The following is a 16,816-nucleotide window of genomic DNA, read 5'->3' as shown; positions in this document are numbered from 1 at the left end:
AAAGGGCTCCAAAAAAGCCCCGTAATAGACCCATGCCGGTTCGATTTCGCTGCGAAAGGCCGGTCGGAAACATCAGTATCCGGCAAGTGCCGTCAGGCCCGTTCCGCCAGCATATAATTGCAGCCCTTGTCAATGACATGTTCGGTGACAGCTTCCAGCATCCGGGCGCGGGTCAGGTCGGCGTTTGAGAGATTGGCATGGGAGAGGTGGGCGCGGGAGAGGTCGCTGCGCATCAGGCGGCCGCCGCCGAGGTCGAGCGGGCCGAGATTGGTGCCGGTAAGATTGGCGTGGGTCAGTTTCGCGCCAATCAGCCGCGCCCCGCGCAGGTCGGCGCCGGCCAAATTGCAGCGGCGCAGATCGGCATTGATCAGATTGGCCCCCTGAAGCTCGATGCCACTCAGGTCCAGACCGAAGAGGATGGCGCCGTCGGCTTCCAGCATGGTCAAAACGCGTTTGCGCAAATCACCGGCCAGGCGGAAATCGACGCCGGAAAGCACCTGCCGGCTGCCCTTCGCGCCGCCGGTTTTCGCCCAGTCTTCGTGCAGGGCGACAAAATCTCTGAGAGGCCGCTCGTCGATAAAGACCTCTTTTGGCGTATCCAGGGTGCCGGTGGTGTCGGCCTCGCGCAGATTGCAGCCTGAGGTCTGAGTCTCGACCATGACGGTGCCCGTCAGGTCGGCGCCGCTGACATCGGCGCCATTGAGATCGGCGCCGGTCAGGTTGGCGCCGCTGAGATTGGCCTTGCGGAGCTTGGCCTGTGACATGACGGCCCCGGCCAGGTTGGCGTCCCTGAAATCCGCCGAAACCGCCTGCATCCCGTTCATGCGCGCCCCGCTGAGGTCGGCGCCGTTGAATATGGCGTGGTCCAATTCGCCCGCGCGCTTTTCATGCTTCATCAGGCGCAAGCCCTGCTTTTCGTCCTTAAAGGCGATCATGCCCTCACGCAGATCGGTGCCGATCAGCGAAGCGGCGGTCAGATTGGCGCCCCGCAGGCAGGCGCCGCGCAGATCGGCGCGATCGAAGCGGGCAAAGCGCAGGTCGGCATTGCGCAGGTCGCAGCCATAGAGATTGGCGCGGGTGAAATTGGCGTCGCGCAGGGAAGCGCCATAAAGCCGCGCCCCGGTCAGGTTGGCATCGCTTAAGTCGACGCCTTCCAGCTTCATGTCCGTCAGGTCGATATAGGAGAGATTGGCGATCCGCCCGCCCGCCTTGCGCAGCTTGAACAGATTGTGGGCTTCCAGGATATGACGAAGCGAGCCCTGGTCGAGCATTTGCAGCGTAGTGGACATGGTAGCCTTGGAGCGCTTTTTCGAAAAAGGGTGACCCGTGCGAATCGCATAACGGCGATTTCGTGATCTCACCCGCCTTGTGAATCAGAGCGTGCGCCGTGGCAAGACCGTTGCGGAAATTTAAGCTTTAGCTGGAAGTGCGATCACGCTTTTTGTGCCACCAGGCTGACTCTGTGGCGCGATCTGCGACAATCGGTGGCAGCTCTCAATGGTCTGTTTGGCACGCCTGGCACAGGCCGCGCGCTTCCAGGGTGATGTGGTTGACCCTAAAGCCGGTTTTGGCGGCGCGGGTTTCCACATCCGCCACATTGGGAATGGCGATTTCCTCGCTCTGGCCGCAGCATTCGCACAGCAGGAAGCCGGCCGTATGCTTATGGTCGTGCGTATCGCAGGCTACAAAGGCGTTCAGGCTCTCGATGCGATGGATCAGGCCCATCTGTTCGAGGAAGGACAGGGCGCGGTAAACGGTCGGCGGCTTGGCGGCGCCTTCGGGATGGAAGCGGTCGATCACATCGTAAGCCTTGATCGGGCCATTGGCCTCCAGGATCAGCTCATAGGTGCGCAGGCGTGATGATGTCATGCGCTCGCCGGAATCCACGCACAGCGTCTGCGCCGCCTCGAGCCGGGCCGCGCGGGCGTCGGGTGTCGGGGCATGATCGTGGTTGTGTGCGTGCGCGCAGGCGTTGCTCATAGACAGAAGGTAAGAGGACGCGGCCGATTTCGCAAGCTGTAAGCGAGATGTAATAATATAACATTCGCGCTTGACTCGCGTTATATTATTACATAACAAATACCGCTTCCCAGTATTTTGGGCAATATTCTGAGGTATCCATGTCCTTCCCGAAATCCACTCTTTTGGCCGGTCTCTCCCTAATCGCCTTGGCTACGGCCGGTGTGGCCCGCGCCGATGATCCGACGCCAACCGCCGATGACAAGCCTACCGAGGTCGTCATCACGGGTTCCGGTTACCGGATCAGCAAGGACGCGCTGATGTCGCACGTCGATATCCTGACGCGCGACCAGATCGACCAGAAGCCGGCGGCGGGCCTGGGCGACATGTTGGCCTATCTGCCGGGCATCCGCTCCTCCAGCTTCGCGCCGGGCGCCAGCCGGCCGATGATCCGCGGGCTCGATGGATTCCGCGTGCTGGTGCTGAATAACGGCATGGGCGTGGTGGATGTGTCGGCCCTGTCGCCGGATCACGCCGTGCCGTCTTCACCCACTGAGGCTAAGCGCATTGAGGTGCTGCGCGGCCCTTCGGCGCTGGCCTATGGTGGCAATGCCATCGGCGGCATCGTCAATGTGATCGACGACCGCATCCCCGCAACAGCGCCGGAAAAAGGCTATGAAGGCACGGCGACGCTCCAGGCCTCGTCGGTCGACCAGGGCCTGCAGGGCGCGTTTGATATCAAGGCCGGAAAGGGGCCGTGGGTCTTCACCTTCGACGCTTTCAAGCACAAGACCTCCGATTACAGCATCCCTGTACCGGCCGAGACCCTGGCCTATACTGAGGCGAACGGCCTGCCGGCCGATACCAGCGACAAACAGCACAATTCCTTCCAGGATATGAAGAATGTCGGGGCCGGTGTCAGCTATGTCGGTGATTTCGGCTTTGTCGGCCTGAGCTACAAGAAAACCGATTATCTCTACGGTACAGCGATCGATTCCGATGTCTCCATCGACCTGCACCAGACGCGTTGGGACGCGCGCGGATCGTTCAACCTGAACTGGGCCGGTTTCAACCGCCTCGATGCTTCGGCCGGTTATTCCGACTATGACCATGCCGAAATCGAAGGCGGTGCGCCGGGGACGCAGTTTCTTTCGAAAGGCAGCGAATTCCGCACCGCTCTGGTCCGCGACGGCCAGGGAAAGTGGAGCGGCACGGTCGGCCTGTCGGGCCTGAAACGCGATTTCGAGGCGATCGGCGAGGAAGCCTTCGTGCCTTCGACCACCACCAAGCAGGCCGGTGTTTTTGCGCAATATCGCTATGACGACGGGCCGTGGGGCCTGGAAGGCGGGGCGCGGGTCGATGACACTAAGCTGACCTCGGCCGCCACCGCATACGACAAGGACTTCAATACCCTGTCGGCCTCGCTCGGCGGTTTTTACCGGCCGTCAGACCATAGTTTTGTCGGCCTGAGCCTGACGCGCTCGGAGCGCGCGCCGTCCGATGTCGAACTGCTGGCCGATGGGCCGCATGGCGGCACTGGCCAGTTCATCATCGGTGATCCGGCTTTCCGCACCGAGATCGGTTATTCGCTCGAACTGACCGGCCATGTGGTCGTCGATCACGATAACCGCTTCGCCATCGACGCCCACGTCTATACCAGCCATTTCGACAACTTTATCGACCTGCGTCCCACCGGCGCCGTGCAGGATGACCTGCCGGTCTTCCAGTACGTCCAGACCAATGCCGATCTTTACGGCGTGGAAATCGAGGCAAATACGAAGCTGTTCGCTCTCGGCTCGCAAGCCATCGCGCTCGATGTCGCTTACGATTATGTCCATGGTCAGACGAGTATCGGGCCGATCGTGCGCATTCCGCCGCAGGCCCTGACCCTGAAGCTGGAAAGCAAGGGCGGCAAGTGGGATTCCTATTTTGAAGTGCGCGGCGTTGACGCCCGCAAGGAACGCCTGGCAGCTTTCGAGACGCCGACCGATGGTTATGTCACGGCCAATATCTTCACATCGTACAAGATCAGGCCGGATACCTCGCTGTTCGCCGAGGTGCGCAATATCGGCGATGTCGAGATGCGCGAGGCGACCAGCAGCACCAAGGACGCGGTAGTCGACCCCGGTCGTAATCTGCGCATGGGGCTGGTGTATAATTTCTGACCCTCCGAAGCGTTAAGCTTCGGCAAGCGCAAGGCGCGCCCGAGCCGTTGCGAGGAGCCTCGCGGCGTTTGAGCGCCATAATGTGCCATTTCAATCCAAACACCCGCCGGAAGCTGAAAAGCCTGGGGCCGTTTCCCGCAAACCGTCACGGCGCTTGCCGGAAGCAAAGGGTTGCGCTAGAAGCGAAGCTCCTTTTTCTTCTAACCTTCTTTAAAGCGACCATGGCACAAGAACAAACCAACGATGCGACGCTCACCGGAAACGTCCTTTTCTACAAATCCCCCGAGCCGCTGAGCCCCGAAGCGCACGCCGGCATGGGCATCAAGTCGATCCCGGCGCCGCACGCCTTCGTCGCCGAAACCAATGTCGTGCCGCTGACCGTGGCCGAATTCCCGGCCGCTTCTTTGAGCTTCCCGATCGTCTTCATCGGCGAAAACTACATGCCCGTCGCGGCCATGGGGCTTTCGGCCGGCCAGAACGTCTTCGTGTCGCCGGAAGGTGTCTTCAAGTCCGACAGCTACCTGCCGGCCTTCGCCCGCCGCTATCCGTTCGTCTTCGCCAATGACGAAGGCCAGGAGCGCATGATCCTGTGCGTCGATACCGGCGCCGCCATGGTGGCCAAGTCGAACCCCGACGTGCCATTCTTCGAAGCCGGCAAGGCCACGCCTTACGTCGAGAACGCCATGCAGTTCTGCTCGGACTTCGAAAACGAGCGCCGCCGCACCGAAAGCTTCGTTGGTCTGCTGCGTGAACTGGACCTGCTGGCCGCCCGCGAAACCCTCTACCGTCCGCAAAATCCGGACGGCACGCCGGGCGAGCCGCAAAAGATCGCCGAATATTTCGCCGTCGATGAAAAAAAGCTGGCCGAACTGACCGGCGACAAGCTGGTCGAACTGCGTGACAACGGTGCGCTTACGCACATCTATGCGCACCTGAACTCGCTGCTGGCCTGGGACAAGCTGATCGCCATGACGATCGAGCGCAACAATGCCCAGCCGGCCGCCAACGCCAACTAAGGCGTTCGGGTTTATGAAAATGAAAAGCTCCGGTCGCAAGGCCGGAGCTTTTTTGTTCGGAAGATTGAACACGGATAATGCGCAAGCGCATCTGCACGGATAAGGCACGGATTTCAGGTCATCTTCCAGACGGTAGGAGTTGACGAACGTCCATCCGATAGCAAGGCCGTCATTCAGAGCCTCGCAAGACCGCGCTATTTGCTGTTGTCCCACGAAGTTAAGGCGCACATAAAATCCGTGCTGATCCGTGTCGCCGCGAAGCGGCATCCGTGCCTTATCCGTGTTTAAACCTTAATCAATCGGCGCTTTCGGCAGCCGCTGGAACACGGACCGCGTCAGGCAGGAAAAGACCAGCCGGCCGGCTTCATCGAGCACGTCGTTTTGGGCAATGACCACGCCCTTGGTGTCGCCCACGGCATCCTTGCCCATCACGGTCAGGCGGCCGCGCAGCAACTCGCCCGGCGGCGGATTGCGCGACCAGCGCAGGGCATCGACCGCCAGGCGCTTGGTCTGCGGCCAGTGCGAGGCGGCTTCGGTCTCCAGTTTGGACCACAGGGCGAAGATCAGGGCATCCGGCACGCCGTCATTGATATTCCAGGTCGGTGCATAGGACTTGCAGAACGCCGCCAGTTCCTCTTCGGAAATGACTCCCGCGCCGATGGAAACACTCTGGCCGATATAGAGATCATCGAAGGCTGCAGGCATCAACGCATTCCTTTTTGGGGCTCATTCCAACCGTCAGGTTGGCAAGTGCGACTGCACGCCCGAGCCGTTGCGAGGAGCCTCGCGGCGCTTGAGCGGAAGATGTTCATAACCGAGTTCACATTGATATCAAACACCAAAAATTGCGTTACCGAGGCCCGGCCATAGGCCATGTCCGTGTTGATTATTGTCCCGGCCTATGGTTTGGTCGCGCAACGCCAGCCCAGGACAGTTATGAGTACCAACGAGCCCAATATCATCGAGGATGAGCCCTATCAGGGCCTCTATCGCGGTGAGGCGAACTCCGCCTTCAAGGGCACGACCGATGGCCGGCTGCCCGATCGCTTCGATCTGGCCGAAATCCTGAAAAAGACGCGCGAGGCGCAAGGTTTGTCGCTCGCCGAGGTTTCGGAAATGACGCGCGTGCGGCGCGCCTATCTCGAAGCCTTTGAGCAGGCGGCCTATGATGTGCTGCCGCCGCGCGCCTTCGCCATCGGTTATGTCAAGGCCTATGCAAAAGCGCTGGGGCTGGACGAGGAAACCCTGGCGGATATGTACAAGCGCGAGGTCTCGCCGGCGGCCACCAAGCTTCACGCACCGTCGGGTGCGTCGCTCGATGATGTCAACAAGCCGAACTACCGACTCTATATCGGCGCGGCGGCCAGTCTGGTGGCGGCGATCGTCATCTGGAACGTGGTGCAACGCCAGCCAAGCCTGAAATTCGGCAATGGCAGCCACGAGGCGCAGTTCGGCAATTCGTCGTGGGCGGCGGGCGTACCTAACATGCTGAATGGTGCCATCTTCGTGTCGCAGCCGCAGCCGGCACCGCGCGATCAGGACGTGCCGGTGCCCTATGTGACGCCAGGGCTTGAAGAAGGCTTCGCGTCCATCGAGGCGGCACGGAACGCCAATTCCGCCGCACCGGTGCCGGTCAGCGATGTGCTGCAGATGCGCAAGGCGTTCAATCCGCGCGGCGCGGTTTATGGCGCTTCGCCGGAAAACTCCGCGGTGACCATCCAGGCCACCAAGACGGTCAATCTGGTGGTGCGCGATCCGGCGACCGGCACGGTTTATTTCGCCCATTCCATCGGCGCCGGCGAAGCCTACCGCCTGCCGGAAACCGACCAGCAGAATCTTCTGATCGATGTCTCCGATGTTTCGGCCTTCGAGATGTATTATAACGGCGAATATGCCGGCACGCTGGAAGGTTCGGTAACGCCCATTGGCCGCATCAATGCGCGGGCTGCCCAGCTTTCCGACGCGCTCGACCAGAAGCAGGCCCAGGCGGGGGAACTGGCGGGCGCGCCACGCGCCACCTCTGCGCCGATCGCCCCGCTGACGGCGGAGAAGCCCAATGGGCCAATCCCTTACCTGCCCAGCCAGCGGGCGGCGGCTTCATCCGTAGTGGTGCCTCCCACTGAAACCCAGTAATATTATTTGAAATTCCGGTTGTGACGAACGCCGCGCATCCTGATATAAGGCGCGTCTCCGGCTTTCGCAGAAAGACGGCAAGCACGACTGTGCGCCCGAGCCGTTGCGAGGTAAGCCTCGCGGCGTTTGAGCGTGCGATGACAATCGCAGGAAAAAAATGGATACCCATCAACCTCACGACCATACACACGTTCGCCCCTGGCGGATGATCCAGCGCCGGCCGAGCCGGAAGATCATGGTGGGCAAGGTGGCTGTCGGTGGGGATGCACCGATCAGCGTGCAGTCCATGACCAATACCCTGACCTCGGATGCCCAGGCGACCCTGCGCCAGATCGCGGCCATGGAGGAGGCGGGTGCCGATATCGTGCGCGTGTCGTGCCCGGATGTCGATTCGACCGCGGCGCTGAAAACGATCGTTGACAACGCCCATGTGCCGATCGTGGCCGACATCCATTTCCACTACAAGCGCGCCATCGAAGCGGCGAAGGCGGGCGCCGCCTGCCTGCGCATCAATCCCGGCAATATCGGCTCGCCCGATCGCGTCAAGGAAGTCATCCAGGCGGCCAAGGACTATGGCTGCTCGATGCGCATCGGCGTCAATGCCGGCTCGCTTGAAAAAGACCTGATGGAAAAGTACGGCGAGCCGTGCCCGGAAGCCATGGTCGAAAGCGCGCTGTTCCACGCCAATATCCTGCGCGACCACGATTTTCATGAGTTCAAAATTTCGGTGAAAGCATCGGATGTCTTCCTGACGGTCGCCGCCTACAATGCCCTGGCCGATGCCATTGATTGCCCGCTGCATATCGGCGTCACCGAGGCGGGGCCGTTACGTACCGGGACGATCAAATCGGCGATCGGTCTCGGCAACCTGCTGTGGGCGGGTATCGGAGATACGCTTCGCGTATCCCTGGCCGCCGATCCGGTGGAAGAGATCAAGGTCGGTTTCGACCTGCTGAAATCGCTGGGGCTGCGTCATCGTGGCGTCAATATCATCGCCTGCCCGTCATGCGCCCGCCAGGGCTTCAATGTCATCGATACGGTGGCCAAACTGGAAGAACGCCTGGCTCATATCGCCAAGCCGATGTCGCTGTCGATCATTGGCTGCGTGGTCAATGGTCCGGGCGAGGCGCTTTATACCGATGTCGGCTTCACCGGCGGCGGCGCGGGATCCGGCATGGTGTACCTGGCCGGCAAGCCCGATCACAAGCTTTCCAATGCCGATATGATCGAGCACATTGTCGAGCTGGTCGAGGCCCACGCCGAAAAGCTGTAGCTCGAGGGTATTCCGCGCGAAGCGGACAAACCTGATTATTCGATTCGCCGGCGATAGCGGTAGCGTGCGGTTGTCTTGAATATCTGTGTAATCTGTGGATCAAAAAGAACGTCTAAGCGAGTCCTGGCGTTGGAAAAGAGAGTATCCACAGATTACACAGATATTCCTGGTAATTTCGCGCTACCGCTATCGTCGGAGCGCGTTTTATTCGGCGAAGATACCCTACTCGTCTTAAGACATCCGTGGCGTCATCTTGATCGCCTTGGGCGCCACGTAGCCCTCTTCATCGATGATCGCCAGCTTGCGCTCGTTCTTCATCATCTCGTCGATGGCGCCAGAGGCGACCGGCTTCGAGAAGAGATAGCCCTGTATGATGTTGCAGCCCGTCTGGCGCAGGATGTTCTTCTGCGCGCGCGTTTCCACGCCCTCGGCGACAATGTTCAGGTTCAGGGCCTTGGACAGCTTGACGATGGCGCGGATAACCGCCTCGGCTTCCGGGTCGACGCCCAGGTTGGAGACGAACGACCGGTCGATCTTGATCTTGTCGACCGGATAGCGGCTCAGGTAACCGAGCGACGAATAACCGGTGCCGAAATCGTCGAGCGCGATGGTGAATCCCATGTGGCGCAGGTCGCGCAGCACCATCTGGGTGGTGTTGTCGTCGTTCAGCAGCACACCTTCGGTAATCTCGATCTCGATCTGCTCGGCGGTCGTCTTCGTTTCCGACAGCAGGCCCTTGATGGTGGCCAGGAAGCCTTGATTGCGCATCTGGGTGGCCGAGACGTTGACAGCCACTTTAAGGCCCGGCCAGCGATGGGAATCCTGCATGGCGCGGCGCATGATCAGGGTGCCCAGTTCGTTCATCAGGCCGCATTCCTCGGCCAGGGGAATGAAATAGGCGGGTGAGACGGGGCCGCGCGTCGGGTGCGTCCAGCGGCACAGGGCCTCGACGCCGACGATGTGGCCGAAATGATCGACCTGCGGCTGGTAGACGACGTCGATATCGCCGACATGGATGGCTTCGCGCAGTCCGGTTTCCAGCGTCTTGCGCAGCTTGATGGTGGCGTCCATCTCGACTTCGAAAAAGGCATACTGGCCGCGGCCGAGGTCCTTGGCGCGGTAGAGGGCAAGGTCGGCCTGGCGCAGGGCTTCGGCCGGCTCGATATCGCCGTCACCGATCAGGGTGACGCCGATCGAGCAGGAGGAGAACACCTGGCCGGATTCGAGATTGACCGTGCCGGTCAGCCCTTCGAGGATGCGCTTGGCCAGAGATGCGGCCGAAGAGCCGTCGGTATCGGTCTGGATAATGACGAACTCATCGCCACCCAGGCGCGCCAGCGTGTCGCCGGAACGGATCATGCCGGTGATCTTGTGGGCATTGTGGCGGATCAGTTCATCGCCGGCCAGGTGGCCCAGCGTGTCATTGACATCCTTGAAGCGATCCAGCCCGATGCACATGACCGCTACGTGCCCACCCTGGCGCTTCAGGCGTTCGCTGGCCTGGTGCAGGCGGTCGGCGAACAGGGTGCGGTTGGGCAGGCCGGTCAGATTGTCGTGCAGGGCCATGTGTTTGGCCTTGGCTTCCGAGGCGATCAGTCCTTGCGCGGCGCGCTGGCTCTGGTGCAGCAGGACGAGCGCGATCAGGCCGAGACCGAGCGAAATCATCAGGACCGGACCCAGCGTGCGGATGAACAGGGTGTGGCCGGGCGTATCCGGCATCCAGCTCAGCTCCGCGAGCACCTTGCCATTGTCATCCTTGAAGGCGACCAGCGCCGATCCCTTGGGGCGCGGCTGGCCGGGATGCAGAAGCATGATATCGGACACCATGTAACGCTGCGACAGCGCGATCAGTTCGTCGCTCGACAGTTCGTGCATACCAATGGCGACAAAAGGCTTGTATTTCAGCAGGGGGGAATCGGTTTTGTCGGAAAGCAGCAGGCTGGCGCCCACAACATAGATATGGCCGTTCATCGCCATCAGGCGGCCGGTATGGTTGCTTTCGGTCGTGGCGGGTAATCCGCGAGCGCGGCGGTCTTCATAAGTCTGGCGCAGCCCGGCCACCAGACTGCTTGTCTGGCGCGCGGCGCCGGCCAGGCGGGCAATATCGGCCTCCTTACCGTTCTTGTAGGCGAAGACGACCTCGCCCTTATCGTTCAGCAGGAGGTTGGACTCAAAATTGAGGAAATTGTTGAAATAGTCGCCGATATTATTCTTTACCCAGGTCTCGTCATATTTGACGGCGGTGCTTTCGACCGCCTTATCCCAGATGGTGATCGGCGTCATCAGTTGCGAATGGTCGTCTGCCATCTGGTTCAGCCCCAGCATGACGAGCTTTTCCTCGCGGTCGCGCGACATATGGTCGGCCTGTTCGGCCCATACCCACAGACTGCCCACCAGAGCACACACGGCCACGACCACAATCAGGGCCATGGGCGCCAGCAGTTTTAATTCGCCTGAATTACGTTTCACCAGGTCCTCATTCTGAGGTGAGTTGTATGTCAGGGTATGGTTACTGTAGATATCTTAAATTAAGGCAAACATCCGCCATTTTTATTTAAACGATTATTAAGAATTCTGTGCCGGAAAACGAGGTGAATTGGACGGCCGCATCCTTGACGAACAAGGTTTTGCGCGCCACGACAGGGGCGGTTCAAATCTTAATCGGATAACGAAGTTATGAAATTATTTGTCAGTGCCACATCCGTCTTTGTACGGAAAGTCCGTGTTGTCGTCAGGGAAAGAGGACTGGCGGCGCGGATAGAGGAGATATCGCGCCTCCCGGTGGAGGCCGCGCCGGATCTGGTGGCGGCCAATCCGCTGTCGCAGCTTCCGGCCCTGATCGATGATGAGGGCGTCTGCTGGACGGACAGCGGCCTGATCAGCGCGTGGCTGGCGACGCAAGGCCAGGGACCGCGCCTGCTGCCGGACTATGGTACGGATGATTACTGGCGGGTCAGGCGCGTGGAGACGGCCGGGGCCGGGCTCAACGAGATGATGGCGAAGATCGTCTATGAAAACCGCCGACCGGAAACCGAGCGTTCGCCCTTCTGGCTGGATCGCTGGGAAGGTAATCTGAAGCGCGCCTTCGCCGTGGCCGATGAGATGTGTCCGGACGCGAATGTTTTCGATATGGGCACGCTGACCCTGGGCGTGGCGGCTACCTTTTGCGATTTCCGCATGACCCATCTCGACTGGCGGGCCATCGCGCCGCGTATCGCCGCCTTGCAGGAAGTTCTGGAGCGTCGCCAGAGCTTTATTGACACCTATCCGAAATAGGTTCCTAAGACCGGGCCGAAGGTCTGCAAAGTCTCATCTGCCTGCGAGACGGTGCTCACGTACTTAAGTACGCTCCGCTCCGTTTCTCGGCAGCTAATACTTTTCGACTCATCGGCCCGGCTTATGTATATGAAGCCCTGATTTCAGATGAGAGAATACCCTTGATACACCTTCCCGACGCCAAGCTGGCCCAGGTCATGGACCGCTTCCAGATGATCGAAGCGCGCATGGAATCCGCGACCGACGGCGCCGAGATCGTCAAGCTGTCCAAGGAACATGCCGAACTGAAACCGGTCTTCGATGCCGTGACCCGCCTGCACAAGGCGCGCCAGTCCGTGCCCGAACTGGAAGAAATGGCGGCACTGAATGACCCCGACCTGTCGCCCCTGGCGGCCGAGGAACTGCAAGACCTGAAGACGACCCTGCCGGAGCTGGAGCACGGCGTGGCCCTGCTGCTGGCGCCGCAGGATAAGGACGTCAATGCTTCGGCCATTCTCGAAGTGCGTGCCGGCACCGGCGGTGACGAGGCGGCGCTCTTCGCCGGCGACCTGTTCCGCATGTACAGCCGCTACGCCGCGGGACAGGGCTGGCGGGTCGAGATCGACAGCGTTTCCGAAGGCGAAATGGGCGGCTACAAGGAAATCATCGCCTCGGTGACCGGTGAGGGTGTCTTCGGCAAGCTGAAGTTCGAGAGCGGCGTCCACCGTGTCCAGCGTGTGCCGGCCACCGAAGCCGGCGGCCGCATCCATACCTCGGCGGCCACCGTGGCGGTGCTGCCGGAAGCCGAGGATGTCGAGATCGAGATTCTCGACAAGGATATCCGCATCGATACCTATCGCGCTTCGGGGTCCGGCGGTCAGCACGTCAACAAAACCGACTCCGCCGTGCGCATCACCCACCTGCCGACCGGGATCGTGGCGACCTCGTCGGAAAAGTCGCAGCACATGAACCGGCAGATTGCCATGCGCAATCTGAAGGCCCGCCTGTATGACATGCAGCGTACGGCGCTCGATACGGCGCGTTCGGATGCCCGCAAGTCGCAGGTCGGCTCCGGCGACCGCTCGGAGCGCATCCGCACCTACAATTACCCGCAGGGCCGCGTGTCGGATCACCGCATCAACCTGACGCTTTATAACCTGCCGCAGTTCATGGAAGGCGACATGGACCAGATGATCAATGCCCTGATCGCCGAGGACCAGGCGGAACGGCTGGCCATGCTTGAAGAGGAACTGGGCTAATGTCCAAGGGTGTCTTGCGCAAGCTTCTGATTCTATGGGCTATGCTGCTGATCGGCCAGTTCCTGCTGGCGGCGGCGGTGATCTATCAGAGCCTGATGACGGGCGTTCCCTTGCTGAATGCTCTGCTCAGTATGCAGCCGGTTCTGGCTGGCGCCAGCCTGATGCTGTTTCTGATTACCTGGTTGCAGTATAAAAACCGGCCATGAACAAGGGTGTCATCTCCGCGCTCTGGCGTTACCCGGTCAAGGGCTTCACCCCGGAACCGGTGCCGGAGGCGCTGTTGTGTCCGGATGATTTTTTTCCGTTCGACCGGCTTTATGCCCTGGAAGTCGGCCGCTCCGGCTTCGAAGCCGAAAATCCAGTCACTATCTCCAAGATGAAATTTGCCGTGCTGGCGCGCTTCGCTGCCGTGGTGCGACTGCGCACGCGCTATGACGAGGTTGGCGACGTGTTCGAGGTCACGGACGAGGATGGCAAATCGTGGGCCTTCGATCTGGCCAGCGAGGCCGGGCGACAAAGCCTGGCACGGCATGTCGAGACGATACTGGCGCGACATGAGGATTACGACCCAACCGCTTTCCCGCTCAATCTGTTGCGTGCGCCGGGCTGGGACGAGGTCCATTCGCACTTCCGCTTTACCGATTCCGGCAAGGGCTTTGTCTCGTTTCTCAATCTGAACTCCCTGCGTGATTTAGGCCAGCGCATAGGCCGCGATCTCGATCCCTTGCGGCTGCGCGCCAATATCTGGGTCGAGGACCAGGCGGCCTTTGAGGATCATGACTGGGTGGGCCGGCATATCCGGCTGGGCGAAGAGGGGCCGGAATTCGAGGTGCTGAAACCGATCGTCCGCTGCGTCGCCACCCACGTAAATCCCGAAACGGCCGAGCGCGATGTCGATCTCTGCGAAGCGCTGTGGGAAAATTACGGCCACCGCGATTGCGGCATCTATGCGCGCATCGTCAAAGGCGGAACGGTTCGGCCCGGAGACGTATTGCACCTGTATTAATCTCGCCCTATAGGCTTGCCGGTAATTCACAGACCGGAGACGCTACATGCCCACACTCGTCCTGCTTCGCCACGGCCAAAGCCAGTGGAACCTTGAAAACCGCTTCACCGGCTGGGTCGATGTCAACCTGACCGCGGAAGGCGAAGCCCAGGCGACGCGCGGCGGTGAACTGATCAAGGCCGAGGGCATCGAGATCGACAAGGCGTTCACCTCAGTGCTCACCCGCGCCATCCGCACCTGCAACCTGGCGCTGGAAGCGGCCGGCCAGTCCTTCGTGCCGGTGGTGAAGGACTGGCGCCTCAATGAACGCCATTACGGCGGCCTGACGGGCCTCGACAAGGCCGAAACCGCCGCCAAGCATGGCGAGGATCAGGTCAAAATCTGGCGCCGCTCCTATGACGTGCCGCCGCCGCCGCTCGAAGCCGGCAGCGCCTACGATTTCAAGGGCGACCGCCGCTATGCCGGCGCCGACCTGCCGGATACCGAAAGCCTGAAGACGACGCTTGACCGCGTCATGCCGTTCTGGACGGGCGATATCGTGCCGGCCCTGAAGGCGGGCGACACGGTGCTGGTGGCCGCCCACGGCAATTCGATCCGCGCCATTATCAAGTCTTTGTTCGATCTGTCGGACGAAGCGATCCTGGAAATCGAAGTCCCGACCGGCAATCCGCTGGTGGTCAAGCTCGACGACAACCTGAAGCCGGTCTCGGCCAAGTATCTCGATGCCGCCCGCGCTAACCCGTTGCCCGAAATCAGGTGAGTGCTGAGGCTGACATTGCCTTTATGCAGCAGGCGCTCCGGCTGGGTTTGTCCCAGGCGGGGCGGACCTGGCCTAATCCGGCGGTCGGCTGCGCGATTGTCAAGGATGGCGCGGTCATAGCCGAGGGCGCCACGGGCGACGGCGGGCGCCCCCATGCCGAGGAAATCGCGCTCGATGCCGCCGGTGAGGCGGCCAGAGGTGCTACGGCCTATGTCACGCTTGAGCCTTGCGGCCAGCGCTCCAATGGCGGTTGCTCGTGCTCGCAAAGGCTGGTTGAGGCCGGCGTGGCCCGCGTTGTCTATGCCTGCGATGATCCGTCGCCCTTCGCCTCGCATAGCGGCGTGGAACGCATGAAAGCCGCCGGGACCACGGTCGAATCCGGCCTGCTGGCAGAGGAAGCCGACCGCCTGATCGCCCCGACCGCCCATTATCACCGCACCGGCCGGCCGCTCGTGCAGGCCGAGAGGGAAGGGCAGGGCTTCGACGCTGCTTTCACGCCTGAAAGCGACGATCTGGAAACCGAACTGGTGGCCTGGGCGGGCCGTGGTTACCGTCATCTGTCGGTGCCTGCCGGGTCTGACCTGGCCGTGGCGCTCGCCGCATCAGGCTTAATGGCCGGATAACCCAAATTTTTAAGGTTTTTGTGGAAGACTGCCTGTCCTGATATCGAGGAAAGCCCGTCCGCATGACCGCCACCGCCGGCGATACACGCTACACCAAGCTTAACCAGACGCAGGTCGATGTGATCTGCACGAAGCACGAACGCCTGCGCGCCATGAAGCCCGGCGGGGCGCGGGCGGTCTTTGCGTGGTGCGATCTGTCGGGCCTCAATCTCTCCGGCCGCGTACTCAATGATGCCGATTTCACCGCCGCCATCCTGATGGATTGCGACCTGACCAATACGGTGCTCGATACCTGCAATCTCTATTGCGCCGACCTGCAACTGGCCAATCTCAGCCATGCCTCCATGCGTCGGGCCGATCTGCGCGGGGCTTCCCTGCGTGGCGCCAACCTCTCCGATTGCGATCTGTACGAAGCCGACCTGCGCGAAGGCGCGCTGGCCCTGCCGGACAAGCAGGCGGGGCTTTCCTACGTCGAAATCTCCATGCGCTCGTCGGAAGCGACCTACGCCAACCTGCGCGGGGCCAATCTGGAGCGCTCAAAGCTCTCCGGCATCCAGGCGATGAAGGCCGATTTTACTGACGCCACCATGAAATCGTGCAAACTGATCCGCGCCAATCTCAAGCAGTGCATCATGGATAATGTCGATCTGGCGGGGGCCGATCTTTCCGGTGCCGACCTTTCCGGGGCGTCCCTGCGCGATGCCGTGCTGATCGGCGCCAAGACCGACATGTGGCGCACCTCCCAGACCGACATGACCGGCGTGCTGACCGACAAGCCGCAGGGCACGGATGTCACCAACCTGCCCTATGGCCAGATGCTGCGTGATCATGCCCTGTGGGTCGATACCCTCGGCAAGGAAGGCACGCCCTCCAAATTCGATAATGCCGACCTGCGCGGCCTGGGCTCGATCAAGGGGCTGAACCTGGCGGCGCTTTCGGCCAAGGGCGCGGTTTTCTACGGGCTGGATATGCGGGGGGTGCAGCTTCAGGGCGCGCATCTCGAAGACGCCGACCTGCGTAACTGTAACCTGGCCGGCGCCGACCTGCGCGGCGTGCGCATGGCGCGGGCGCGTCTCGATGGCGCCAATCTGGAAGGCGCCAATCTCGGCGCGCTGAAGATCGACGCCACGCGCTTCCTGCCGGCGGACCTGCGCGACACACGGATGCGCAATGTCAATTTCACCGATTCCGACATGAAGCTGGCGCGGCTTGATGGCGCGGATATTTCGCGCTCCAACCTTCAGGGCGCCATGATGAACCTCGAAGCGCTGGAGCATACCACCTGCGTGGCCCTGCGCGGACGGATCGCCTCCTGACATAAATTGGCAGCATAACGGCGTAGGAGTTCCTCCAGCGATAAGGAGGAT

Annotated in this window: 15 protein-coding genes; 11 read left to right on the top strand and 4 right to left on the bottom strand. The window is 61.3% G+C overall.

Annotated features, from left to right (window positions below; genetic code table 11):
• Nucleotides 1-92 precede the first annotated feature (92 nt).
• Nucleotides 93-1,289, bottom strand: coding sequence for a pentapeptide repeat-containing protein (locus tag BLO49_RS15860; RefSeq protein ID WP_245679067.1), 1,197 nt, complete (start codon nucleotides 1,287-1,289; stop codon nucleotides 93-95).
• 205 nt (nucleotides 1,290-1,494) lie between these two features.
• Nucleotides 1,495-1,980: a Fur family transcriptional regulator gene (locus BLO49_RS15855; RefSeq protein ID WP_090650363.1), complete on the bottom strand. Its 486-nt coding sequence runs from the start codon at nucleotides 1,978-1,980 to the stop codon at nucleotides 1,495-1,497.
• Nucleotides 1,981-2,120: 140 nt separating this feature from the next.
• On the opposite strand from BLO49_RS15855, the gene BLO49_RS15850 reads away from it, so the two are divergent.
• The gene (locus BLO49_RS15850) at nucleotides 2,121-4,124 is read left to right on the top strand and encodes a TonB-dependent receptor (protein WP_090650361.1); all 2,004 of its coding nucleotides are present in this window, start codon (nucleotides 2,121-2,123) and stop codon (nucleotides 4,122-4,124) included.
• Between the two features lie 221 nt (nucleotides 4,125-4,345).
• Complete coding sequence (locus BLO49_RS15845) at nucleotides 4,346-5,140, top strand: SapC family protein (protein ID WP_090650360.1); 795 nt, start codon at nucleotides 4,346-4,348, stop codon at nucleotides 5,138-5,140.
• Between the two features lie 291 nt (nucleotides 5,141-5,431).
• Here the strand turns inward: BLO49_RS15845 and BLO49_RS15840 are convergent, their stop codons facing one another.
• Nucleotides 5,432-5,845 carry a hotdog family protein gene (locus tag BLO49_RS15840; RefSeq protein ID WP_090650358.1) on the bottom strand — a complete coding sequence of 138 codons (414 nt, stop codon included), beginning with the start codon at nucleotides 5,843-5,845 and terminating at the stop codon, nucleotides 5,432-5,434.
• 231 nt (nucleotides 5,846-6,076) lie between these two features.
• Between BLO49_RS15840 and BLO49_RS15835 the strand changes: the two genes are divergently transcribed.
• Entirely contained in the window at nucleotides 6,077-7,273 is a 1,197-nt protein-coding gene (locus tag BLO49_RS15835) for a helix-turn-helix domain-containing protein (RefSeq protein WP_090650357.1), read from the top strand.
• Between the two features lie 157 nt (nucleotides 7,274-7,430).
• A complete protein-coding gene (ispG, locus tag BLO49_RS15830) occupies nucleotides 7,431-8,546 on the top strand; it encodes a flavodoxin-dependent (E)-4-hydroxy-3-methylbut-2-enyl-diphosphate synthase (RefSeq protein WP_090650355.1) in 1,116 nt (371 codons plus the stop codon).
• A 231-nt stretch (nucleotides 8,547-8,777) separates the two neighbouring features.
• Here the strand turns inward: ispG and BLO49_RS15825 are convergent, their stop codons facing one another.
• Entirely contained in the window at nucleotides 8,778-11,015 is a 2,238-nt protein-coding gene (locus BLO49_RS15825) for a putative bifunctional diguanylate cyclase/phosphodiesterase (protein ID WP_245679066.1), read from the bottom strand.
• Nucleotides 11,016-11,222: 207 nt separating this feature from the next.
• Here BLO49_RS15825 and BLO49_RS15820 point away from each other — a divergent pair, with 207 nt between their 5' ends.
• The 7 genes from BLO49_RS15820 (at nucleotide 11,223) to BLO49_RS15790 (ending at nucleotide 16,765) form a co-directional block, all read left to right on the top strand.
• Nucleotides 11,223-11,822, top strand: coding sequence for a glutathione S-transferase N-terminal domain-containing protein (locus tag BLO49_RS15820; protein WP_090650353.1), 600 nt, complete (start codon nucleotides 11,223-11,225; stop codon nucleotides 11,820-11,822).
• 164 nt (nucleotides 11,823-11,986) lie between these two features.
• Nucleotides 11,987-13,060, top strand: a complete 1,074-nt coding sequence (gene prfA / locus BLO49_RS15815; protein ID WP_090650402.1) for a peptide chain release factor 1 — start codon at nucleotides 11,987-11,989, stop codon at nucleotides 13,058-13,060.
• The gene (locus tag BLO49_RS15810; RefSeq protein WP_090650352.1) at nucleotides 13,060-13,266 is read left to right on the top strand and encodes a hypothetical protein; all 207 of its coding nucleotides are present in this window, start codon (nucleotides 13,060-13,062) and stop codon (nucleotides 13,264-13,266) included. Before prfA ends, BLO49_RS15810 begins: the two co-directional genes overlap by 1 nt.
• Nucleotides 13,263-14,066, top strand: a complete 804-nt coding sequence (locus BLO49_RS15805) for an MOSC domain-containing protein (RefSeq protein WP_090650350.1) — start codon at nucleotides 13,263-13,265, stop codon at nucleotides 14,064-14,066. Before BLO49_RS15810 ends, BLO49_RS15805 begins: the two co-directional genes overlap by 4 nt.
• Before the next feature lie 46 nt (nucleotides 14,067-14,112).
• Entirely contained in the window at nucleotides 14,113-14,826 is a 714-nt protein-coding gene (gene gpmA, locus BLO49_RS15800; RefSeq protein ID WP_090650349.1) for a 2,3-diphosphoglycerate-dependent phosphoglycerate mutase, read from the top strand.
• Nucleotides 14,823-15,449 (top strand): bifunctional diaminohydroxyphosphoribosylaminopyrimidine deaminase/5-amino-6-(5-phosphoribosylamino)uracil reductase RibD, encoded by a 627-nt coding sequence (locus tag BLO49_RS15795; RefSeq protein WP_342670339.1) that lies wholly within the window; start codon nucleotides 14,823-14,825, stop codon nucleotides 15,447-15,449. Before gpmA ends, BLO49_RS15795 begins: the two co-directional genes overlap by 4 nt.
• Before the next feature lie 62 nt (nucleotides 15,450-15,511).
• On the top strand, nucleotides 15,512-16,765 hold the full coding sequence (locus BLO49_RS15790) for a pentapeptide repeat-containing protein (RefSeq protein ID WP_090650345.1): 1,254 nt from the start codon (nucleotides 15,512-15,514) through the stop codon (nucleotides 16,763-16,765).
• Nucleotides 16,766-16,816 lie beyond the last annotated feature (51 nt).

This window comes from Asticcacaulis taihuensis (assembly GCF_900100255.1).
GTDB classification, from domain to species: Bacteria; Pseudomonadota; Alphaproteobacteria; order Caulobacterales; family Caulobacteraceae; genus Asticcacaulis; species Asticcacaulis taihuensis.
Note: the sequence above shows the minus strand (reverse complement) of the source record. Positions and strands in the feature narration are given on the sequence as shown.

Coding starts and splice junctions, on each gene's coding strand:
- BLO49_RS15860 (WP_245679067.1), bottom strand. CDS start 1,289: ATGTCCACTACGCTGCAAATGCTCGACCAGGGCTCGCTTCGTCATATC.
- BLO49_RS15855 (WP_090650363.1), bottom strand. CDS start 1,980: ATGAGCAACGCCTGCGCGCACGCACACAACCACGATCATGCCCCGACA.
- BLO49_RS15850 (WP_090650361.1), top strand. CDS start 2,121: ATGTCCTTCCCGAAATCCACTCTTTTGGCCGGTCTCTCCCTAATCGCC.
- BLO49_RS15845 (WP_090650360.1), top strand. CDS start 4,346: ATGGCACAAGAACAAACCAACGATGCGACGCTCACCGGAAACGTCCTT.
- BLO49_RS15840 (WP_090650358.1), bottom strand. CDS start 5,845: ATGCCTGCAGCCTTCGATGATCTCTATATCGGCCAGAGTGTTTCCATC.
- BLO49_RS15835 (WP_090650357.1), top strand. CDS start 6,077: ATGAGTACCAACGAGCCCAATATCATCGAGGATGAGCCCTATCAGGGC.
- ispG (WP_090650355.1), top strand. CDS start 7,431: ATGGATACCCATCAACCTCACGACCATACACACGTTCGCCCCTGGCGG.
- BLO49_RS15820 (WP_090650353.1), top strand. CDS start 11,223: ATGAAATTATTTGTCAGTGCCACATCCGTCTTTGTACGGAAAGTCCGT.
- BLO49_RS15810 (WP_090650352.1), top strand. CDS start 13,060: ATGTCCAAGGGTGTCTTGCGCAAGCTTCTGATTCTATGGGCTATGCTG.
- BLO49_RS15805 (WP_090650350.1), top strand. CDS start 13,263: ATGAACAAGGGTGTCATCTCCGCGCTCTGGCGTTACCCGGTCAAGGGC.
- gpmA (WP_090650349.1), top strand. CDS start 14,113: ATGCCCACACTCGTCCTGCTTCGCCACGGCCAAAGCCAGTGGAACCTT.
- BLO49_RS15790 (WP_090650345.1), top strand. CDS start 15,512: ATGACCGCCACCGCCGGCGATACACGCTACACCAAGCTTAACCAGACG.